At 65.8% G+C, this 21,914-nt stretch carries 19 protein-coding genes; 10 read left to right on the top strand and 9 right to left on the bottom strand.

Annotated elements, in window-relative coordinates; genetic code table 11:
- Nucleotides 1-22 precede the first annotated feature (22 nt).
- The 3 genes from QM615_RS12590 to QM615_RS12600 form a co-directional block, all read right to left on the bottom strand.
- Nucleotides 23-1,525 carry a carboxyl transferase domain-containing protein gene (locus tag QM615_RS12590; RefSeq protein WP_068054355.1) on the bottom strand — a complete coding sequence of 501 codons (1,503 nt, stop codon included), beginning with the start codon at nucleotides 1,523-1,525 and terminating at the stop codon, nucleotides 23-25.
- Nucleotides 1,522-2,721, bottom strand: a complete 1,200-nt coding sequence (locus QM615_RS12595) for a CaiB/BaiF CoA transferase family protein (RefSeq protein WP_094669687.1) — start codon at nucleotides 2,719-2,721, stop codon at nucleotides 1,522-1,524. Before QM615_RS12595 ends, QM615_RS12590 begins: the two co-directional genes overlap by 4 nt.
- A 212-nt stretch (nucleotides 2,722-2,933) precedes the next feature.
- A complete protein-coding gene (locus QM615_RS12600; RefSeq protein ID WP_068054349.1) occupies nucleotides 2,934-4,304 on the bottom strand; it encodes an SLC13 family permease in 1,371 nt (456 codons plus the stop codon).
- 194 nt (nucleotides 4,305-4,498) lie between these two features.
- On the opposite strand from QM615_RS12600, the gene QM615_RS12605 reads away from it, so the two are divergent.
- From QM615_RS12605 to QM615_RS12635, 7 genes are all read left to right on the top strand, one after another.
- Entirely contained in the window at nucleotides 4,499-5,197 is a 699-nt protein-coding gene (locus tag QM615_RS12605) for a FadR/GntR family transcriptional regulator (protein WP_283347395.1), read from the top strand.
- A 117-nt stretch (nucleotides 5,198-5,314) separates the two neighbouring features.
- The gene (locus QM615_RS12610; RefSeq protein ID WP_068055004.1) at nucleotides 5,315-6,475 is read left to right on the top strand and encodes an acyl-CoA dehydrogenase family protein; all 1,161 of its coding nucleotides are present in this window, start codon (nucleotides 5,315-5,317) and stop codon (nucleotides 6,473-6,475) included.
- A 35-nt stretch (nucleotides 6,476-6,510) separates the two neighbouring features.
- On the top strand, nucleotides 6,511-7,719 hold the full coding sequence (locus QM615_RS12615) for an acetyl-CoA C-acetyltransferase (protein WP_283347396.1): 1,209 nt from the start codon (nucleotides 6,511-6,513) through the stop codon (nucleotides 7,717-7,719).
- 35 nt (nucleotides 7,720-7,754) lie between these two features.
- On the top strand, nucleotides 7,755-9,926 hold the full coding sequence (locus tag QM615_RS12620) for a 3-hydroxyacyl-CoA dehydrogenase NAD-binding domain-containing protein (protein ID WP_283347397.1): 2,172 nt from the start codon (nucleotides 7,755-7,757) through the stop codon (nucleotides 9,924-9,926).
- A gap of 28 nt (nucleotides 9,927-9,954) precedes the next feature.
- Nucleotides 9,955-10,584 carry a TetR/AcrR family transcriptional regulator gene (locus tag QM615_RS12625; RefSeq protein WP_188078763.1) on the top strand — a complete coding sequence of 210 codons (630 nt, stop codon included), beginning with the start codon at nucleotides 9,955-9,957 and terminating at the stop codon, nucleotides 10,582-10,584.
- 134 nt (nucleotides 10,585-10,718) lie between these two features.
- Entirely contained in the window at nucleotides 10,719-12,266 is a 1,548-nt protein-coding gene (locus QM615_RS12630; protein ID WP_283347408.1) for a long-chain-fatty-acid--CoA ligase, read from the top strand.
- Nucleotides 12,263-13,753, top strand: coding sequence for an aldehyde dehydrogenase family protein (locus QM615_RS12635; protein ID WP_283347398.1), 1,491 nt, complete (start codon nucleotides 12,263-12,265; stop codon nucleotides 13,751-13,753). Before QM615_RS12630 ends, QM615_RS12635 begins: the two co-directional genes overlap by 4 nt.
- Nucleotides 13,754-13,757: 4 nt before the next feature.
- Here the strand turns inward: QM615_RS12635 and QM615_RS12640 are convergent, their stop codons facing one another.
- From QM615_RS12640 to QM615_RS12660, 5 genes are read right to left on the bottom strand one after another with little or no spacing between them, the layout of a single operon-like run.
- Nucleotides 13,758-14,957, bottom strand: a complete 1,200-nt coding sequence (locus QM615_RS12640; RefSeq protein ID WP_283347399.1) for an MFS transporter — start codon at nucleotides 14,955-14,957, stop codon at nucleotides 13,758-13,760.
- A gap of 3 nt (nucleotides 14,958-14,960) precedes the next feature.
- On the bottom strand, nucleotides 14,961-15,623 hold the full coding sequence (locus QM615_RS12645; protein WP_283347400.1) for a class II aldolase/adducin family protein: 663 nt from the start codon (nucleotides 15,621-15,623) through the stop codon (nucleotides 14,961-14,963).
- A complete protein-coding gene (locus QM615_RS12650; RefSeq protein ID WP_283347401.1) occupies nucleotides 15,623-16,558 on the bottom strand; it encodes a carbohydrate kinase family protein in 936 nt (311 codons plus the stop codon). The genes QM615_RS12645 and QM615_RS12650 overlap by 1 nt, the downstream gene beginning before the upstream one ends.
- Nucleotides 16,555-17,034, bottom strand: coding sequence for an SRPBCC family protein (locus QM615_RS12655; RefSeq protein WP_094687523.1), 480 nt, complete (start codon nucleotides 17,032-17,034; stop codon nucleotides 16,555-16,557). Before QM615_RS12655 ends, QM615_RS12650 begins: the two co-directional genes overlap by 4 nt.
- Complete coding sequence (locus tag QM615_RS12660) at nucleotides 17,016-18,443, bottom strand: flavin monoamine oxidase family protein (RefSeq protein WP_283347402.1); 1,428 nt, start codon at nucleotides 18,441-18,443, stop codon at nucleotides 17,016-17,018. The genes QM615_RS12655 and QM615_RS12660 overlap by 19 nt, the downstream gene beginning before the upstream one ends.
- 137 nt (nucleotides 18,444-18,580) lie before the next feature.
- Between QM615_RS12660 and QM615_RS12665 the strand changes: the two genes are divergently transcribed.
- Nucleotides 18,581-19,192, top strand: coding sequence for a TetR/AcrR family transcriptional regulator (locus QM615_RS12665; protein ID WP_283347403.1), 612 nt, complete (start codon nucleotides 18,581-18,583; stop codon nucleotides 19,190-19,192).
- Nucleotides 19,193-19,209: 17 nt separating this feature from the next.
- Here the strand turns inward: QM615_RS12665 and QM615_RS12670 are convergent, their stop codons facing one another.
- Nucleotides 19,210-19,782 carry a TetR/AcrR family transcriptional regulator gene (locus tag QM615_RS12670; RefSeq protein WP_094687520.1) on the bottom strand — a complete coding sequence of 191 codons (573 nt, stop codon included), beginning with the start codon at nucleotides 19,780-19,782 and terminating at the stop codon, nucleotides 19,210-19,212.
- 103 nt (nucleotides 19,783-19,885) lie between these two features.
- Between QM615_RS12670 and QM615_RS12675 the strand changes: the two genes are divergently transcribed.
- The gene (locus QM615_RS12675; RefSeq protein ID WP_068284246.1) at nucleotides 19,886-20,800 is read left to right on the top strand and encodes a metal-dependent hydrolase; all 915 of its coding nucleotides are present in this window, start codon (nucleotides 19,886-19,888) and stop codon (nucleotides 20,798-20,800) included.
- Complete coding sequence (locus tag QM615_RS12680) at nucleotides 20,797-21,906, top strand: PDR/VanB family oxidoreductase (RefSeq protein WP_283347404.1); 1,110 nt, start codon at nucleotides 20,797-20,799, stop codon at nucleotides 21,904-21,906. Before QM615_RS12675 ends, QM615_RS12680 begins: the two co-directional genes overlap by 4 nt.
- The last annotated feature ends 8 nt before the right edge of the window (nucleotides 21,907-21,914 follow it).

Consider the following 21,914-nt stretch of genomic DNA (forward strand, 5'->3'; position numbering starts at 1 on the left):
ATAACTTCGAGCTCGGTGGGAATTACACCGCGGCCGCCGCGAAGCCGATTCTGTTGAATCGCTTCTCGCGGGCGATCATCCGCATCGACGGGTCCTGAGCGATCAGTTCGGCGAGCTCGCGGTGCAGTACCGCACCCACCCGGTCGCAGAACTGCTGCGATTCGTCTGCCGCGTCGGGCAATTCGGGAATGATGATGTCGACAACGCCGGCTCGGAAGAGATCGAGCGAGCGCACTCCCTGCTTCGTCGCCATCTCCGCGGCATGGGCGGTGTCGCGGTGCACGATGGCCGACGCACCCTCGGGCGGCAGCGGCGAGAGCCACGCATGCTGTGCGGCGAGAACGCGGTCCGCGGGTACCAGAGCGAGTGCGCCGCCGCCGGTACCCTGCCCCAACAGCAATGACAGCGTGGGGGTTTCGAGGTCGACCATGTCTGCGATGCACCGTGCGATCTCGCCGGCCAGGCCACCTTCCTCCGCCTCCTTCGACAGTGCGGCACCCGCCGTGTCGATGACGGTGACGAGCGGAAGCTTCAGATCCTGGGCCAGACGCATACCACGTCGAGCCTCGCGAAGCGCTGCGGGACCGAGCGGCGTTTTCGTCGTCTGACCGCGTCGATCCTGCCCGAGCAGAACACAGGGCATGTCGCCGAACCGGACGAGGGCAAGAATCAGACCCGGATCCCACTCCCCTTGGCCGGTTCCGTTGAGCGGCAGCACATCTGCTGCGGTACTGAACAGCAGCTCACGGACCCCGGGGCGATCGGCTCTGCGCGAGGCCAGAATGGACGTCCACGCGGGTACGTCCTCGATCTTCCATTCGAGCGCCTCGACGGCGCGGGGGCGGTACGACGGGATGTCGGTCATGATCCGCAATGCGCGATCGACGATCTCGCCGAGTTGCTCGGGCGGACGGATGGCATCGATGAGCCCGTGGGCCTGAAGGTTCTCCGACGTCTGCACGCCCGTGGGGAACTTCGCGTCGTAAAGAGCCTCGTACACGCGGGGGCCGAGGAATCCGACGAGAGCACCGGGCTCGGCGACGGTGACGTGACCGAGCGATCCCCAGGACGCGAAGACTCCGCCGGTGGTGGGGTGCCGCAGATAGACGATGTACGGCAGGTTCGCCGCCTTGTGTGCGGTGATCGCGGCGGTGATCTTGACCATCTGCAAGAACGCGACCGTGCCCTCCTGCATTCGGGTTCCGCCGGACGTCGGCAGCGCCAGCAGCGGCAGCCGCTCGTCGGTCGAGCGGTGTACGGCGTTGACCAGGCGCTCGCCCGCCGCGACCCCGATCGAGCCGGCCAGGAACGCGAACTCGCCGAGCAGGATGGCCACCTTGCGGCCGCGGATGGTCGCGGAGCCGGTGAGCACGGACTCGTCCAGGCCGGTCTTCTCACGTGCCGCGGCGAGTTCGCCTGCGTACTCGTCGTCGACGACGTAGTCGGCCGTCGGGGTGTCCCAGGAGTCGAAGCTGCCGGAATCGATCACCAGATCGAGGAGTTCGAGGGCGGTCATTCTGGTCATCGTGTCGCCTCTTTCAGCCAGTCGCGGACGAGCTCGTCGTCGGCACCGAGCACCGGCGGTGCCAGGTGATTGGTTTCGGTGACCTCGGTGCCGTCGGATTCGAAGAACCGCAGTGGCGGTCCCGGCAGTGTCACCGTGCCCAACGTCGCGTGTTCGACGTCCACCAGCAGGCCCTGGGATTTGGTCTGCTCCCACTCGTAGACTTCCTGGACGTTGCGCACTTTGCCTGCGGGAACACCGATCTCGTCGAGAAGGGCCAGCAGCGGTTCGGTCTCGTACGTGCGGAAGATCTTGGACACGAGTTCGATGACATCGTCGCGACTGTTCACCCGTTGCGGGTTGGTGGCCATGCCTTCGAGATCGGGGTCGATGCCGAAGCCCTCGCAGAACCGATGCCACAGTCCCTCGCTGCCCACCGAGATCTGCACTGCGCCATCCGATGTCGGGAACAGGCCGTACGGGCAGATCGACGGGTGGTGATTGCCCTGCGCCGCGCCGACCTCGCCTGCGACGGTCCACTTGGTGCCCTGGAAGGCGTGCACTCCGACGACGCTGGCGAGCAGCGAGGTACGGACGACCTTGCCGCGGCCGGTGCGGTCGCGTTCACGCAGTGCAGCGAGAACGCCGAAAGCTCCGTACATTCCGGCCAGCAGGTCCGCGATGGGAACGCCGACGCGCTGGACGTCCTCGGGACCCGAGCCGGTGAAGGACATCAGCCCGGCCTCACCCTGAGCGATCTGGTCGTAGCCGGAGCGGCCGCCCTCGGGGCCGTCGTGACCGAAGCCGCTGATCGACAGCACCACTGTGCGCGGGTTGATCTCGGCGATCCGCTCGGGCGAGAAGCCGAGTCGGTCGAGAACACCGGTACGGAAGTTCTCGAGCAGTACGTCTGCCCGTTCGATCATGTGCTCCAACGCTTCTCGGCCGTCGTCGGTCTTGAGGTCGAGCGCGATGGACCGCTTGTTGCGATTGGCCGAGAGGAAGTACGTCGACTCGCGCTCGGCATCGCGCGGAGTGACGAAGGGGGGACCCCAGACGCGGGTGTCGTCGCCGCCCTTCGGGGTCTCGACCTTGATGATGTCTGCGCCGAGGTCGCCGAGCATCATCGCCGCATGCGGACCGGCCAGGGCGCGGGTCAGATCGACCACCACGGTGCCTTCGAGCGGTCCGGTTCTGCCTGTCGTGTTGAGGGGCATCGAATTGATCCTTACGTCGAAGCGAGGTGGGAGCCGGACCCGAAGTCCGATTGGATTACTGGGCCAGTGGACTAGCCAATTCAATTGGACCAGCGGACCACGGCGATGTCAAGTAACGATGTACGCGCCTTTGCCCAGCTCAGACGCGTGATGGCGGCACGTCGAACACACGTGCCGCCATCATCGAGCGTCTGCTTTCAGCTGCAGTACCGCTACATCCAGCCGGGTACGACCAGCAATGCCCAGGCGATCAGCGGGCCGATGACCACCACCAGTGCGCTGTACTTGAGGATCTGCTTGTAGAAGACGTCGCGGTCGATGTCCTGGGCATTGGCGAGCACCAGGGCTCCGTTGGTCGAGAACGGACTGACGTCGACGATGGTCGATGCGATGGACAGAGCCACGATGACTCCGATGGCTCCCACCTCACCGGCGAGCAGGAACGGAACCGCCAGCGGGATGGTGACGCCGAGGATCGCGGTGGACGACGCGAAGGCCGAGACGATGGCACCGATGTAGCAGAGCAGCAGCGCCACCAGAAGCGGGATGCCGATGCTGGCGACCGAATCGCCGACGTACTCGACGGTTCCGGCTTCCTGCAGCACCCCGACGAACGTGAGCACGCCACCGATGAGCAGCACCGTCGACCAACTGATCTGGTTGATCGCGCCCTTCTGGGCCTTGGGCGATGCGAGTGCGAGGATCACGGCCACCGTCATCGCGATGAATCCGACGTCGAGGTCGAGCACGAGGGCGAACAGAGCCAGCGAGGCCAGGCCGACGAGCGTGAGAATCTGATCGAAGGTGATGGCCTTGACCGCGGTGGCCAGGGGTGGCGCATTCTCGACCGTGACCGTCTGACCGGACGGACGAGGCGTCGATGCACCGAAGCCGCGCATGACCGTTCGCGAACCCGAACCGCCGACTCCGCCGGTGTCACCGTCGGGACGCGTGCCGTCCTCGTCGTGCACGCTGCGTCCGATGAGGGAGCGGCCACCGAGGAACATGAACAGCAGCGCGCCGATCGCGGCGTTGAAGAACAGGCTGCCGAGGAAAAGTGTGAGCGGACTGTTGACGAGTCCCGCGTTGGCGGCGATGTTGTTGACCGTGACGCCGTAGATGCTGATGGGCGAGAATCCGCCTGCCTGCGCGCCGTGGATGACCATCATGCCCATGAGCAGGGCGTTGATCTTGTAGCGCGCGGCGAATCCGAGGGCGATCGGGGCGACGATGGCCACCGCGGCCGGTCCGAGCGCACCAATGGAGGTCAGGACACCGGTGATGCCGAACATCACCCAGGGGATGAGTGCCACCCGGCCTCCGACGAGTCGAACGGCTCCGCGGACCAGCAGGTCGACCGTGCCGTTGTTCTGCGCGATGGCGAACAGGTAGGTGATGCCGACGAGCGTGAGGAAGAGACTGCTCGGGAAGCCGGCAATGATGTCGTCGGCACCCATGCCCACGGCAAGTGTTCCGACGAAGAACGCCGCCACGAACCCCAACGCGCCCATGTTCACGGGGAACACGGTTGCGGCGAGGAACATGACGACGAGCGCAAGGATGGGTATCAACTCGGTCGACATCGAAGGTCTCCGGTCCGTCTGTGGTGTCACCCGAGCGGTTGCCCAGGATCTCCAGTGGCTAATTGGACTGGCCACTGAGTCAATAGGGACTCAACCAGTGAAGTGGATCACTTGTCAACCCTCGATGTGTCCGCCGTTACGTGCATGGCGGCGACTAGGGTGGAGGTCCAGAGGAACAGAGAGCGAGTGACACAGTGGCTGAGCAAATTCGCCCCGTGACCCGACCACGGCTGTACGAGGTCATCGTCGAACAGCTGTGCAAGCACATCGCCGACCGCGAGATGAACCCTGGCGATCGACTTCCGCCCGAGCGCGAACTGGCCGGACACCTCGGGGTCAGTCGAGCATCCTTGAGCCAGGCCCTCGTCGCCCTCGAAGTACAGGGCATCCTGTCGGTCCGGCACGGCGACGGCGCAGTGCTCGTACGACGGTCCGTGGGAGACATGGCAATTCGTGCTCTACGCGAGCACGCAGACCGGCTACCCGAGGTGATCGAGGCCCGCGAGGCACTCGAGGTCAAGCTCGCCGAACTCGCTGCCACGCGTCGCAGCGACAGTGAAATGGCCGCGATCGACCACGCCCTGTCCGTCATGGCCACCGAGATCACCGACGGTGATCGAGGAGACTCCGGCGACGAGTTGTTCCATCACGCCATCACCGAGGCGGCACACTCACCGCTGCTCGCCAGGCTCATGGGGGAAATCGCCGGTCTCATTCGCGAGACCCGCATCGAATCGCTGTCGCAGTCGAACCGTCCACAGGCCTCGCTCGAGCATCATCGACGCATCGCCGAGGCCGTGCGCAATCAGGATCCGGCCGAGGCAGGACGGGCCATGGCCGACCACATCCGACTCGTCTCGGATGTGGCACTGCTGCGTTCGGTCGACAGCTAGAACTCCGGCAGCAGTCCCCGGGGAGCACTACCTGGTTGACATCCGCGGCAACCCCGCGCCATCATTATTGGCACAGCGCCAATAACCCACAGGTGCGCTTCGAGCCAAGGACCCACCATGACTGCACTCGCAGACCGCACCCCCAGCGACCTCACCACCGAGCTCGCCGACGTGCGACAGCTCGCCCGAGGATTCTTCGAGAAGGAAGTCGCGCCCCACCGCGAGGAGTTCGCGGCTGCCGGACGCCCCAGCCGCGAGGTCTACCGCACCGCAGGCAGTCTCGGACTGCTGGGCATGTCGGTACCCGAGCAGTACGGCGGAGGCGGAGGCGACTTCCGCCACGAGGCGGTGCTGTTCTCCGAGCAGGTGCGCTCCGGCGACTCGTCCATGCAGCTGGGTGTGCACAGCGGCATCGTTCCGCACTACCTCCTGGCCTACGCCTCCGAGGAGAAGAAGCAGCAGTGGCTGCCGAAGCTGTGCTCGGGAGAGTGGATCGGTGCCATCGCCATGACCGAACCGGGCACCGGCTCGGACCTGCAGGGCATCACCACCCGCGCAGTGCGTGACGGGGACGACTACGTGGTGACCGGCGGAAAGACGTTCATCTCCAACGGAGCTCACTGCGATCTGATCATCATCGCCGCCAAGACCGATCCGTCCGCGGGAGCCCGGGGACTGTCACTGCTCGTCGCCGAGGTCTCCGACGACACCGAGGGCTTCCACCGCGGACGCGTGCTGCACAAGATCGGCCAGAAGGGCCAGGACACAGCCGAACTCACCTTCGACGGGCTTCGCATCCCCGCCGCAAATCTCCTGGGCCAAACAGAAGGCCGCGGCTTCGCGCAGTTGATGCAGCAACTCCCCCAGGAACGCCTCATCTGCGGCATCGCCGCCGCCGCGATGATCGATGCCGCCGTCGCACAGACGGTCGAATACACCAAGTCGCGCAACGCTTTCGGTAAGACACTGTTCGATCTGCAAAACACCAAGTTCGAGCTCGCCGAATGCGCCACCATCGGCCGCGTCGTCCGCACCTTCGTCGACGACGCGATGGCACAGCACATCTCGGGCAGCCTCGACGTCACCACCGCAGCGATGGTCAAGTACTGGACCACCGACCGACAGTTCGAGGTGGTCGACCGCTGCCTGCAGCTCTTCGGTGGGTACGGCTACATGGAGGAATACCCCATCGCTCGCATGTTCGTCGACGGCCGCATCGCGCGCATCTACGCCGGTGCCAACGAAGTCATGAAAGACCTCATCTCTCGTTCCCTGTAGTACTCGGCAATCTTGTTGCCCCAGAAAGGCACCCCATGGAGGCATTCCTCTACGACGCGGTTCGCAGCCCACGTGGCCGCGGTAAGAGCTCCGGTTCGCTGTACACCGTCAAACCGGTCGATCTGGCCGCGAACACGTTGTCCACATTGCTCTCTCGACACTCGCAGCTCGATCCGGCCCTGATCGACGACGTCGTGCTCGGTGTCGTCACCCCGGTCGGTGATCAAGGCTGCGACATCGCCCGGACGGTCGCGATGGTTGCCGGACTGCCGGACAGCGTTGCCGGCGTTCAGCTCAACCGTTTCTGCGGATCGGGGCTCGAGGCCGTCAACACTGCGGCGCAACGCGTTCGGTCCGGTTGGGATCAACTCATCGTCGCAGGCGGGGTCGAATCGATGTCTCGTGTCCCGCTCGGGGCGGACGGCGGTGCCTGGCCGTGCGACCCGCTGACCAACTACGGCAGCTACTTCGTGCCGCAGGGAGTCAGTGCAGACCTCATCGCGACGATCGAGGGGTTCGACCGCGACGAGGTCGACGCCTTCGCGGTGCGCAGCCAGCAGCGCGCGGCACACGCCTGGTCGATGGGCCACTTCGAGAAGTCGGTCATCCCGGTCTTCGACGCGAACGGCCGGCTGATGCTCGATCACGACGAAATCATGCGACCCGAGACCACCATGGCCGATCTCGCCACCCTGACACCGTCGTTCGCCCGGATGGGGGCGCTCGCCGGGTTCGATGCCGTCGCGATGCAGAAGTACACCGAGGTCGAGCGCATCGATCACGTCCACCACGCCGGGAACTCCTCCGGCATCGTAGACGGCACCGCGATGGTGCTGATCGGTTCCGAAGAAGCCGGGCGCGCAGGCGGATTGACCCCGCGCGGACGCGTCGTGGCCGGTGTCGTCGCCGGATCGGACCCGACGCTGATGCTCACCGGCCCGGTTCCGGCCACCCACAAGGTACTGGCCGCGGCGGGGCTCACGCTCGACGACATCGCGGTGTTCGAGGTCAACGAGGCATTCGCTTCGGTGGTACTCAATTACGCGAAGAAGCTGGACATCGACCACGAACGCATCAACGTCAACGGTGGCGCGATCGCGATGGGCCACCCACTGGGCGCAACGGGCGCGATGCTCACCGGAATGGCCCTCGACGAGCTCGAACGTCGGGGCGAGCGCTACGCACTGATCACACTCTGCATCGGTGCCGGAATGGGCGTCGCCACCATCATCGAGCGCCTGTGACCATCCCGCGAGAGAACAACGACCCGAGGACCTCGATGACCACAGCAACTCTGCGGACCCCCACGATCACCGGCGAGATCGGCAACGACCGCATACTCGTGCTGACGATGGACGACCCCACGCAGTCCACCAACACGATGAACGCCGCGTTCGGCGAGTCACTCGAGCAGACGATCGACTGGCTCGAGGCCAACCTCGATGCGTTCGACGGCATCATCGTCACCTCGGGCAAGGATTCGTTCTTCTCCGGTGGCGATCTGGAATTGCTGCGCGACGCCGGTCCGTCGGACCACGCGGCGATCGCCGACGCCCTCGATTTCACCAAGGACAAATTTCGTCGCCTCGAGAAGCTGGGCAAGCCCGTGGTGGCTGCGCTCGGCGGTACCGCACTCGGCGGCGGTTTCGAGATTGCGCTGGCGTGCCATCATCGAATTGCGCTGAACAACAGCAGAGCTCGCTTCGGGCTTCCCGAGGTCACTCTCGGGCTGCTCCCCGGGGCCGGCGGCGTCACCCGGACGGTTCGGATGTTCGGCATCGTCAAGGCTCTGACACAGGTGGTGGGCCAGGGCCAGCGGTATCGGCCGACGCAGGCCCTCGAACTCGGATTGATCGACGAGGTCGTCGACACCGACGAGCAGATGATGGCACGTGCACGTGCCTGGATTCTCGCCAATCCCGAAGCGTCACAGCCCTGGGACAAGAAAGGATTCACGATTCCCGGCGGCACCGCAGCCTCACCCGCATTGGCTGCGCAGCTGCCCGCTTTCGCTGCAACGGTACGCAAGCAGGTCAAGGGCGCACCCATGCCCGCTCCGATCGCGGTGGTTGCTGCGGCCGTGGAAGGGTCGGTACTCGACTTCGAGTCGGCCTCGCTGGTGGAAACCCGGCATTGCACCTCGCTCGCCTGCGGAGCGGTCTCGGGCAATCTGATCCAATCGATGTTCTTCGATCTCGGATCCATCCACAAGGGCGGCTCGCGTCCGAGCGCCGAACCGCACCGAGTACCCGAGAAGGTCCTGGTGATCGGTGCCGGAATGATGGGTGCTGCCATCGCCTACGTCGTCGCCTCGGCCGGGGTTCCCGTCGTGCTGCGCGATGTCTCGATCGAATCCGCCGAGCGCGGCAAGGATTACGCGCGTTCGATTCTCGGCAAGGCCGTCGCGAAGGGACGCAAGACCCAGGCCGAGGCCGATGCGGTGCTCGCGCTCATCACACCCAGTTCCGACGCGGCCGATGCCGAGGGTTGCGATCTGGTCGTCGAGGCCGTGTTCGAGGATCCCGCCGTCAAGCAGGGTGCGTTCGAGGCGGTCGACAAGTATCTGACCGCCGACGCACTGCTGTGCTCGAACACCTCGACACTGCCCATCACCGAACTGTCGACGGGAGTCTCGCGCACCTCGGACTTCATCGGCACGCACTTCTTCTCCCCGGTGGACAAGATGCCGTTGGTGGAAATCGTTGTGGGAGAACACACCAGCGACTCCGCGCTCGCCCGCGCATTCGACTTCGTTCGCTTGATCGGCAAGACCCCGATCGTCGTCGGAGACAGTCACGGCTTCTTCACCACCCGCGTCATCGGCCGGTTCATGGACGAGGCGATATCTCTGGTCGCCGAGGGCGTGCATCCGGCCACCGTCGAACAGGCCGCTCTCCAGGCGGGCTATCCGTCCGGTGCGCTGGCCCTGATGGACGAGATTTCGTTGACCCTGTCTCGGCACATCCGCGAGGGCATGGCCGAGGCCGCGCGCGCCGACGGTCGACCGTGGATCGTCTCGAACTCGTATGCGCTGGTCGATCGCCTGGTCGACGAGTTCGATCGCCCCGGACGCAAGGCCGGACGCGGCTTCTACGAGTACACCGAGGACGGCACCAAGGCAGGATTGTGGCCGGGTCTGGTGGAGCACTATCACCGTCCCGATCACGGAATTCCGTTCGAGGACATGATGGATCGCATGCTGGTCGCGCAGTCGCTCGACTCGATCGCATGCCTGGACGAGGGTGTTCTGCGGACCGTCGCCGATGCGAACATCGGCTCCATCCTCGGCATCGGCTACCCCGCGTGGACCGGTGGCGTGCTGCAGTTCGTCAATCAGTTCGACGGCGGCCTTCCGGGATTCGTCGAGCGGGCCGACCACCTGCGGGCACGGTACGGCGATCGGTTCGTCGTGCCGACATCACTGCGCTCCCGCACCGAGCGGTACCTCTGACGCCTCGCGGCGTCGGTTCGGTGCAATCATGACAACCATGCCGGCTGCGAGTACACCCAAATGGAATCGACTGGAACCGGACGAGCGACGGACTCAGATTCTGGCTGCCGCCGTTCGCCTGTTCGGCGACAAGCCTTATGCCGAGGTCTCGATGTCGGACGTCGCTGCCTCGGCCGGCGTCGCACGCGGGCTCATCCACCACTACATCGGAAGCAAACGCGACCTGTACCTCGAGTGCGTTCGCTTCCTGGTCACCGTGCCGCCGATCGAGGACGTGCACCTGCCGACGGGCTCGCTCGAGGACCGGGCCCGGGGCAGCGTCCACTGGCTGGTCGGCGTCATCGAGACGCACGGTACTGCCTGGGTGTCGGTGGCGAGCGGCTCGGGTGTCGACGAGCAGGTTGCTCGGATTCTGGACGAGGCCGATGACCTGGCCGCCGAACGCGTCTTGGACGCAACAGCATTCGAGGGCAGGGGTGGTGACCGTCGAATCGCTACCTCGGCCGTGCGCGCGTTCGGCGGCATGGTCAAGGCCGCGGGCCGCGAATGGTTGGTGCGCGGCACACTGACGCGCGAGCAGGTCGAGATTCTGTTGACCGATGTGCTCGTCACCGTCCTCGGCACGGCGCGCTCCCTGGACGACGCCCGAGACCGTTAGCCGGACAATTCATTTCGGCGGTCCTTGCGAGTGGTAACCGCCCGTATCTCCTATTGACACTGTGCCAACAAGGTGGAACTGTGGCGGTACTCACCTCGGGCACCCTCGCCCCCCACTCGCACAAGGGACTCGCCATGTATCTCACTCAGGGCCTTCACCGCTCCGCGTCGACCACACCGAACCGGGCAGCAACGGTGTTCGGCGATCGCGTTCGTACCTTCGCCGAGCAACTCGACAGAGTGGCAAGACTGGCTGCGGGCCTGCACTCCATCGGCGTCGAGGCCGGCGATCGAGTTGCGATGCTGGCATTCAACAGCGACCGGTACTCGGAGTACCTGCTCGCGGTGCCGTGGGCCGACGCCGTGCTCAACCCCGTGAACATCCGGTGGTCGCCCGTGGAGGTCGCGTACGCACTCAACGATTCCGACACCAAGGTTCTGCTGGTCGACGACACCTTCGGTGCCATGGTCCCGGCACTGCGCCCCGCATGCGCCGGCCTGCAGACCATCGTCTACTGCGGGGACGGGGCCACCCCCGAGGGCATGGTCTCGTACGAGGACCTCATCTCGTCCCACGATCCCGTTCCCGACGCGCGACGCAGCGGCGACGCCCTTGCCGGCCTGTTCTACACCGGTGGCACCACCGGCTTCCCCAAGGGCGTCATGCTCTCGCACGCGAACCTCGTCACCTCGGGCCTGGGAACGGTGGCGACCGGACAGCTGCTCGACGACGCGTCGATCCTGCTCCATGCCGCGCCGATGTTCCACCTCGCCGATCTGGCCGCATGGGTGGGTCAGGTCATGCTCGGCGGCACCCACGTCATGGTTCCGTTCTTCGAGCCGACTGCCGTGCTCGGTGCCATCGCGACGCATTCGGTCACCGATGTGCTGCTGGTACCCACCATGATTCAGCTTCTTGTCGACCACCCCACGCTGAGCGAATTCGATACCTCCTCGCTCAGCCGCGTGTTGTACGGAGGATCCCCGATCTCCGCGGGCGTCCTCGAGCGGACCCTCGCCCGACTCCCGCAGGCCCGCCTCACTCAGGCATACGGCATGACCGAGCTCGCACCGGTCGCGTCGCTGCTCTGGCCGGAACACCATGTGGGAGAACGCATCGGCTCGGCCGGTCGCGCGGCCCCGCACTCGGAGATCCAGATTCTCGGCCCGGACGACGAGCAGTTGGCCACCGGGTCCGTCGGCGAGATCTGCGTTCGCGGTGGACACGTGATGCTGGGCTACTGGAACAAGCCGCACGAAACCGCCGCGGCCGTTCGCGACGGTTGGATGCACACCGGAGATGTCGGCTACCTCGACGCCGACGGATTCCTGTTCGTCGTCGATCGACTCAAGGACATGATCATCACCGGCGGCGAGAACGTCTACAGCGCCGAGGTCGAGAGCGCACTGAGCCTGCACCCCTCGGTGCTGGCGTGCGCCGTGATCGGTGTTCCCGACGGCGAGTGGGGCGAACGCGTTCACGCCTGTGTCGTGCTGGCCGAGGGGTTCTCGCCTGATGTCGAGGAGCTCCGCGATCACACCCGCACTCTCGTTGCCGGATACAAGACCCCGCGCACCATCGAGTTCGTCACGGCACTGCCCATGAGCGGCGCAGGCAAGATCCTCAAGCGCGAACTGCGGGACGCCCACGTTGCGAAGGATGCGCTCGGAGCTTCCCTGTGACCAGCCAGGTCCGTACGCGAGCCACCTTCGATTCGATCTCGCCCATCGACGACAGCTCGATCGCCTCGTTCACCGTCGATTCGGCGGAGTCCGTCGCGCGAACGGTCGGCCTCGCGCGGAGGGCGCAGCGCACCTGGGCGGCACTACCGCCGCGCACTCGCGGCCGGCACCTGCGGGCCTGGCGACACGAGATCTGGAGTCACCGCGCCGAATTCATCGATCTGATCCACCGCGAGAACGGCAAACCGGCCGACGATGCGCTACTGGAGATCGTCCTGACCCTCGAACACATCGCGTGGGCGGAAAAGCAGGCACCGCGGCTCATGCGATCACGCAGGGTGAACCCCGGCGTGCTGCTGGCGAACTACTCCGCACACGTGGACAAGGTCGCTCTCGGCGTGGTGGGCGTCATCGGCCCGTGGAACTACCCGCTCTATGCCCCAAACAGTGCGATCGGTTCGGCTCTGGCCGCAGGCAACTGCGTGGTGTTCAAGCCCAGCGAGTACACCCCCGCGGTGGCGGCCCGCTACGTCCGCGCCTTCCACGAGGCCAATCCTGCTCTCCCGCTCGGCATTCTGTCTCTGGTGACCGGATACGGCGACACCGGTGCCGCATTGTGCCGCTCGGGCGTGGACAAGATCGCGTTCACGGGCTCGACGAGAACCGGATCGAAGATCATGGCCACGTGCGCCGAGACGCTCACGCCGGTGGTTCTCGAATGCGGCGGTAAGGATCCGGTGATCGTTGCAGCCGACGCCGATATCGCAGCGGCTGCCGAGGCGGTGGCGTGGGGTGCATTCACCAACGGCGGCCAGACGTGCGTCGGAGTGGAGCGGGTCTACGTCGAGCGCAGTGTCGCAGCACAATTCACTGGGGCCCTCGTGCAGCACGCCCGTGCCATCGCGCCCGGTGGCGATGCGTCGGCCACCTACGGACCGATGACCATGCCAAGCCAGATCGACATCGTCCGGCGCCACCTCGCCGATGCCGAGGCGGCCGGTGGCCGAGCACTGATCGGCGGACTGCCGTCGATCGGCGAGCGATTCGTCGGACCCACCGTGTTGGTGGACACGCCCGAGAACTGCTCGGCCGTTCGCGAGGAAACGTTCGGCCCCACGGTCACCGTCCGTGAGGTCGACAGCATCGAGGAGGCGATCGAGCTGAGCAACGATCATCGGTACGCCCTCGGCGCATCGGTGTTCTCCCGCACGCACGGCAAAGAGATTGCGGCGCAGCTGGTGTGCGGTCAGGTCACCGTCAACTCGGTGATCGCGTTCGCCGGAATGGGATCGGTTCCGATGGGCGGCGTCGGTGCCAGCGGCTTCGGCCGGGTACACGGCGACGAAGGGTTCGCAGAATTCTGCCGCACGCACAGCCGCGTCACGAAGCTGTTCGATATCCCCGGATTCGAGCTGGTGACGCTGCGACGCCGACGGTGGGTCATGCCGCTGATCGACCGTGTGCTGGGGCTTCGTCACCGCCGCTGAGAGATCAGCGCACCGATTTCACCTGCCAGGTCACCACTGCCCCGAGCGCCGCAAGTATCCCCACCGCCGCGAACAGCACCGGGTATCCACCGACGGTGGAGAGGAACACGCTCGCGAGCAGCGGAGCCAGGGCAGGTGGAACGATCGCCCCGATGTTCATCACGCCGAGATCGGTCGCCCGACTGTCGGCGGACGGAAGAACCCCGGTCACCAGTGCCTGATCGACGGCCATGTACGCGCCGAATCCGCCGCCCAGCAACGCCGCCGAGACGAATGTCGCATCCATCGTGGGATGTATAGCCAGGACGAAGCCGGCGATGGCCTGCATCGATGCCGCAACCGCTACGAAGATCTTTCGGCGACGCATCCTGTCCGACAACGGCCCGAAGGTGAACGTGCACACCACACAGGCGATCAGGTAGACGACGGTCACCTCGAGCAGCGATCCCGTCGGATCGGCGACTCGAAGACCGTCGGTGAGGAAGAACAGCAGGTAGCAGGTGCCGAGCGAGTTGGCCACGTTGACCAGGATTCGACCCCCGAAGGCCCACGCGAAGTCGCGGTGACGCATCGAATCGAGAAGTGAGGCAACGATGCTGCGCAGACTCAACAGCGCTGTCGGCGCACCGGTTTCGCGATACGTCAGCGAAAACGGCACCGAGCAGACCACCAGGGCGAGCGCCACGGCGAAGTACCCGCCCAACACCGACAGAGCAAGCGTGGACACCAGCGCCAGGCCCGCCACCACGCCCAGTGCCTGCGGTGCATAGATCGCACTCGACACCGTTCCGCGCTGCTCGTCCGGCACGCGATCGGCCACCACGGCCGTCAAACCCGCTGTGGCAGCACTCAATCCGAGCATCGCCGCCGACCACGCCGTCCCGATTCCGAGGACGGTACTCTGCAGCCCGGTGACCACCAACCCACCGGCGAAGAACAGGACACCGCCGCCGAACCAGACGCGCCGTCGCCCCAACCTGCTGCGTGTTCGATCGCACAGCGACCCGCACACGGGTAGACCGATCAGGAGCACCACGGCGGAGACCGCGTTGATCACCGCGAAGTCGAACACCTTCGATTGCGGATCGATCTCCTGCAAACGCTCGGGCAGAAGCAGCTGCAGTGGAACCAGATTGGCCATCCAGTAGCCCAGCCACGCCACGGAGAACACGGCAATCCAGAGCGGGCGTACCCGGGTGGTCATCGATCAGTCCCCTCGCACGGGTGCCGCGGTTCCGTAGGCACGGCGGACCACCTCGTCGAGGGTCGCGGCCAGCTGCACTTCGGTCATGGTGCGCGGAGTCGCCACTGCGGCAGCGGAAAGATAGACCCCGCAGAGCCATTCGAGCAGTTCGATGTTCGACAGTGCCGAATCGAGATCGCGACCGGTGGCCACCGATCCGTGGTGGGCCATGATGACCGCAGACCTCGAACGCATCGCCGCCACCACCGCGTCGGCGAGCTCGGTGGTACCGAACGGCGCGAACGGCACCACCGGGACGGTCCCACCCAGGGCGAGTTGTGCGTAGTGCACGGGCGGCAGTTCGTCCGCGACGAGCGAAAGAGCAACGGCCGCAGAAGAATGCGCATGCACCACAGCCCGAACCTCGGTCGCCTCGTAGACTCCGAGGTGCAAGCCCAGTTCCGAGGTCGGTTCGCATGCACCGGCGCGCACGACGGCGTCCATACCGACAACCGTGACGTCCTCGATCGTCGCGTCCGCCAACACCAGCCCGGTCGCCGTCACCGCCACCACATCACCCGTACGTGCACTGACATTGCCTGCGGTACCGAGAACCAGACCCCGTCGGCCCAGGTGCCGGGCGGTCGTTGCGACGGACTGCCGTAGCTCGTCGACGTCGGCCGGCATCAGATGGTCCTGCAGGTACGTGCGAACTTCCGAACGAATTCGAGGTCGTAGGTGCCGAAGTCTGTTCCGAGGCCCTGCGCCACCTGCGCGGCGGTCGCATTGCCCAGTTCGGCAGCCTCCACGGCGTTCATGCTCAGTGACAGGCCCCGAACGAACCCGGCCGAGAACGCATCTCCGCATCCGCTGGTGTCCACCACGTCCACGGCATACGCGGGGACCTCGACGGCCGAGCTGTTCGTGACGACGAGAGTGGGCGAGGCCCCCGCGGTGGCCACCACACAGGACGCTCCGAGCTCGAGCAGTCGACGACACCCGTCTTCGACAGTCGCGCTGCCGGTCCAGCCGAGGACCTGCTCGTCGTTGGGCAGCAGGTAGTCGACGTGGGGCAGCGCGGCGGCGAACGCACCGAGTCCTTCCGGAACCGACGGTGCCAGGCTGTCGACGGTGACGACGACGCCGTCCTCGTGGGCGCGACGCGCGATGTCGCGCGCGGTGTCCGGTCCGAAGAACTCGGGTCCGCCCAGATGCAGGAAGTCGACGTTGTGGAACATGTTCCACGGAACATGCCGGGCCAGACAGCCGTTGGCTCCGATGACGTGCAGAGCCGGCCGTGATCCGTCCGGCCTGATCGGCAACACCGACGCCGAGGTCTGCACTCCCTCCATCCGATGGACGAGCGAGACGTCGATGCCCTCGTCGACGAGGAGCTGCAGTAGAAACGTGCCTGCCGAATCAGCGCCGACGACTCCCGCGGTGTGCACCGCGGCACCCAGCCGGGACAGCACCAGCGCCGTTCCCGCGGCGGTCCCCGCGGCGGACATCGCGATCTGCTCCGCCAGGACCGCCGTCTGACCGTGCGGAATCTCGGTCACCGGCCGTACCAGGGTGTCGAGTATGTGCACCCCGAGGGTGAGGACTTCCGCCGGTTCCCTCATCGGATCGTCGCGGTTCGCTCGGAGAGGATCAGCGCCTCCAGGTTGCACATCGAGATGTCGAATCGTGCGGACATCCCGGCGGTGGCGATGGGTCGCACAATCCGTCCCAGCCAGCGCGGGGAGACGTCGAACCAGAACTCGAAGGTCATCGCGGTCGAGGTTCCGCCGCTGAGCGGTGCGAAGCGAAAGACGTTGGCCACGTTGGTGAGCGGCGCGAATCCTTGGCCCGAATCGACTCGCAGTCGGTTCGGTTCCAGATGCCGGACGGTCCACGTGGCGTTGGTGGTGAAGCGGCCGAGTGCCGCCACTTTCTCGGTGTAGACGCCACCTGTGCGTGCGGTGCCGTGATGAGCGGTGACGGCACGGACGTCGGACACCCATTCCGCATAGCGGCTGGTATCACCGGTCAGTGCCCAGACCTCCTCGGGGCTCACCGAGAGTGTGCGATGAGCCGAGACTACGAAGCGTTGTTCCACGAGAGTTCTCCTTCGGTCGAAAGTATTTCTGCTGCGGCCTTTTCACCCGATCGCACGGCACCGTCCATGTATCCGTTCCAATAGTCGGAGTGCTCGGCACCGGCCCATCGCACTCGGCCGAACGGAACATCGCGCCACCGTCCGAGCCCGGTCAACACTCCGGGGGTCAACACCGCGGTCGGCCCACCGCGCGTCCAGTGTTCGTCGGTCCAGTCCAGTTCGATCCACTCCGTCGGTTCCAATGCGCGCGGACCCACCACCGAGGCAAAAGCTCGCAGCACCTCACCGCGCCGCTCGGATTCGTTGCCCTCGGACCAGTTTCGGCCGCCTCGATGGCGCGCGCCCCAGGTGCCGACGAATCCCATCAGCACTCCGTGGCTTCCGTCGGGAGGCGAGTTGTCGAACATCGAGGACACCGGCACGTCGCTGTCGCGAAAGAGTGCCTGGCCGGACAGCCCGCTCGTGCGCCAGAACGGTTCGGGATACACGGCCTCGCACTTGGCCAGTCCGCCGAAGTTCATCCGCTGGAACAGTGCTTCCTGCGCCGCGGGAAGCGCAGGGCTCCAGTCGATTCGGGTGGCCAGAACAGGCGGAATCGCGACGACGACCGATCGGGCCACCCACGACTCGGTATCGCTGTGCACCACCACGCGATCCGGATGCTGCTCCACGCGGCGCACGGGAGTATCGAGGCGGACCGAATCACCGAGTCGCGACGCCATTTCGATGCAGATCGCCTGTGAGCCACCGAGAAATCGCCACTGCTGCGCTCCCCCAGCGACACTCATCAAGCGGTCGACGGTGCCGGGGGTGTACTCGTTGCCTGCCCCGGCCACGTACGCCAGGCCGAAGAGCGCCGACACATCGGCGGAGGTGCCGCCGAACACCGAACCGAGCAGGATGTCGAGCAGTTCCACACCGCCGTCGGTGGCCGAGTGTTTTCGGGCCCAGGTGGCGAGAGTCTGCGTGTCCCACTCGGAGGCACGCGGTGCCGACCACGGTCTACCCACGGGGATCTGCCCAGCAGCCCGATCGATTCGCGCCACCAGCATCCCGACGTCGGGTAGCGCCGCCAGATCCGGCGGCACTCCGCCGTCGAAGCGTCGGGCGCGTCCGTTCTTGACGTAGACGCTCGATCCGATGTCGTATGCGGGAAACGTCCCGACGCCCACGGACGCGGCCAGGCGGAGTATGCGGTCCTGCGTCGGACCGACGAACTGTCCGCCGGTCTCCACCACCGCGTTCTCCCCGAGTGCGTGGTTGACCGTCCGTCCGCCCACCCGGTCTCTGGCCTCGAGAACCTGGACGGTCAACCCTGCGGCCGTCAGTTCCCTGGCGGCAGTCAGACCCGCGAGTCCCGCGCCGACGACCACCACGTCCACACGCGAGGCTTCCGAGATCTCGTTCATCGGTGCTCCTTTCCGGGCTGTTCGATGTAGCGGCGACAGTAACTCAATATTGGCCACTAGGCCAGGATTGGCGAGAAGTGCCTGCTGGAGAGCACTGCGGTGGAGCTCAGCGACAACACCCCGGCTACGTTGTAGCCATGACCGAAGAGCGCCGGAAGACTCGATACGCGCGTGGCCAGGAGCGTCGCGACGCCCTGGTCGACGCCGCCATCGGTGTGATCGGAACACGCGGACTCGAACGCGTCTCGTTTCGGTCCGTCGCCGACGCGGCCGGCTTCCCGCCGTCGACCACCAGCTACTTCTTCGGCTCGGTCGGCGAACTCATCGATGCCGCGATCACTCGAATCGCCGAGAACGTGACGGCCAAGGTCAACGCTCTACTCGACGTCGCGCAATCCGGTGAACTCACTCGCGACGATCTCGCCGACGCGATCATGGACCTCGTCTCACTGCTGTCCTCTCCGGAGGACGACGACTCCCTCGTGCAGTTCGAGGCGTACCTCGCCGTGCGTAGGCGACCGGAGCTCGCGGTGTCGGTGCATCGAATCATGCGGATGATCGAGGAGGCGGCCGAGGCCGCGCTGGGAGCATTCGGCATCGAGGAACCGCATCTACCGGCTCGGCACTTCCTGGCCCTGATCGACGGCTACACCCTGCACGAGATCGCCAGGCCGACACCGGGTGGCAATCGGGCCGAGCTGAAGGGCGCTCTGCTCCGCGTACTCGACTCGTACGTGCCGCGGGCCTGAATTCGAGGAGGAACGCGTCAGGTGGTTCCGACGAGAAGCGGCACGATGCTGCGGTGCGCGAACGCGAGCAGATCGTCGTAGGTATCGAGCGGGGCGGCGGCCGACGGGGTCAGCAAGATCGAATGCACAACGCGCACAACGATTTCCGGAGCATCGGGCACGGCGAAGGTGTCGGATTCCAGTTCACCCCTGGCAATGTGCGCGGCAGCGTTGATCGCGGACACGAGCAATGCCGATGCGTTCGTGGTCAATTGCTCGAGCACCAACGAACTCTCGGAATCGAACATCTTGATCAACACCGGATTGGTGCGCACCGAGTCGATCGTGGTCGCGAACCCGTGGGCGGCCCGATCCGCGCGTGACGTCTGTTCCGCAGCCGCAGCCGCCACCGCCACGAACAATCGCGACGACTCCCGCGCCATGACGGCTCGCACCAGGTCGTCCTTGGACCCGATCCGGCGATAGACGGTCACCCGGTTGATCCTGGCGCGCTTGGCGACGTCGCCGATGGTGGTCCGAGGAATTCCCACCTCACCGAACAGTTCCAGGGCGGCATCGAGGATCGGCCCGTCGTCACCATCTGGCTGCATCGTTCGATCCTATCGGCCGTCCAACTCCTACTGAATGCAACATTGCGACACATACTGTTGCTATGTAGCATCAGGTGACCATCCTGCAGAAACGGAGTTCGGAATGTCTCGGAACAAGGCGGTCGACGCGAACGAGCAGTACACGGACGAGTCCTATGCGATCGTCGCGCGCGCAGTGACATTCGACTGGTCCGGCGTTCCACTCCAGTACATCCCCCACGAGTGGTACGCCACCCACTTCTGGAATGTGATGCACCTGGTCCTGCCCGAGGGAGAACGAGCGATGGCGGACGTGTTCGCCCAGGCGCTGCCGTTCATCGACGACCGCAGGCTGCACGAGGAGGTCGTGGGATTCGTCGGCCAGGAAGCAACGCACGCGTCCTCCCACGAGAGCTTCCGCAACTATCTCGTTGCGCACGGAGTGGACATCGAACCGATTCTGCAGCGCATTCGTTTCGCCGTGGGTGTGGTGTTCGGCGACCACGGCCTCACCGGCCGCGCAGGCAAAGCATGGCTGAACGAGCGCCTCGGAATCTACGCAGCGGCAGAGCACTTCACGGCTGTGGTGGGCGAATGGCTGCTCGACAACACCGAATTCGACCGCATCGGCGTCGACCCCACGATGCTCGACCTGCTGCGCTGGCACGGCGCGGAAGAGCTCGAGCACCGCAACGTCGCATTCGACGCGTTCCAGTACGTCGACGGTGGCGGATTCCGCCGTGCCCGAACGGCAGTCGTCGCCAGTGCCGGGTTGGCCGTGCTGTGGTTCAGCACCGCCGCGTACCTGTACCAGAACTCCGTTGCCACGCCGCGCACCGGCAGACGCCGATTGCGGACGCCCTGGCCGATCGCCTTCGCACGCGCGTCACGTAAGCACCTGATCCCCGGTCTGTCGTTCCTGTTCGTACAGCTCGCCCTCTACATTCGCCCGGGCTTCCATCCCTCGAACATGGGCGACATCGACAAGGCCGTGCAGTATCTGGCGATCTCCCCGGCAGCACTGGCGGCCCAGCAGTGACGACCACAGCGCCTCCGGTACACAGCCATCTGGGCGAGGTCGACGTGACGGCACCCGGCATCGGACTGCGGGCCGTCGGTGCCGCGTCCCGCCTCTACGCCAAGCTTGTCACCGATTTTTCGATCGTCACGGCCCTGTCCCCGGCGCGGCCCCGGCGAAGCGTCGGATACGAATTCGAGACCGTCGTCGACGAGACGATCGACGAGGCCGAGGACGTTCGCTCACTGTTGCTGTCCCGCAAAGACGCTGCACCGCTTCCGAACTGGTTGCCCGGCGCCCACATCGACGTCACCACCCCGTCCGGTTCCGTGCGGCAGTACTCGCTCGCCGGCCGCCCCGGCGCAGGTGATCGCTACCGCATCAGCGTCCGCAAGATCCCCGGCGGCACGGCGTCCACCGAGATTCACACCCTCACCCGCGGCGATGTCCTCCGAGTTCGCGGACCCCGCAACGCCTTTCCGATGGCCGAGGCCGAGCACTACCTCTTCGTGGCCGCCGGAATCGGCATCACACCCATCCGGGCGATGATCGAACGTGCTGCCGCGGACGGAGCGCGGTGGACGCTGTACTACCACGGTCGGTCTCGGGCGAGTCTGCCGTTCGTTGCCGTGCTGCAGCAGTTGGCCCTGACCTCACGTGGTCATGTGATCGTCAAGACCGACGATGTCGATGGACTTCCGATTCCGGCGGACATCGTCGATCTCGGGATGGGCACCTCCGCGATGTACGTCTGCGGGCCTGCGGCACTGGCGAGCAGGCTTCGTGCCGAGGCCCTCTCGAGTACGGCCGTCCGTGGATTCCACACCGAATTGTTCGCGCCCGCAACGGTGGTCGACGGCACGCCGTTCGTGTTGCAGCTCGCCCGCTCCGGGGAGATCGTCGAGGTCGGTGCCCAGGAGACCGCACTCGATGCCCTCCGTCGATCGAGGCCGGACCAGCCCTATTCCTGCCGACAGGGCTTCTGCGGAGCGTGCGTGGTCGGTCTCGTCGGCGGACGCGTCGATCACCGCGACCGCGTTCTCGATGCCTCCGAACGCGAGAACTCGCTCACCCTGTGCGTCTCGCGCGGTGCCGTCGACGGCGAAGTTCTCGTCCTCGATCTGTAGAAGGAGCT

It is taken from the genome of Rhodococcus sp. IEGM 1341 (assembly GCF_030056895.1).
Classification (GTDB): Bacteria; Actinomycetota; Actinomycetes; order Mycobacteriales; family Mycobacteriaceae; genus Rhodococcoides.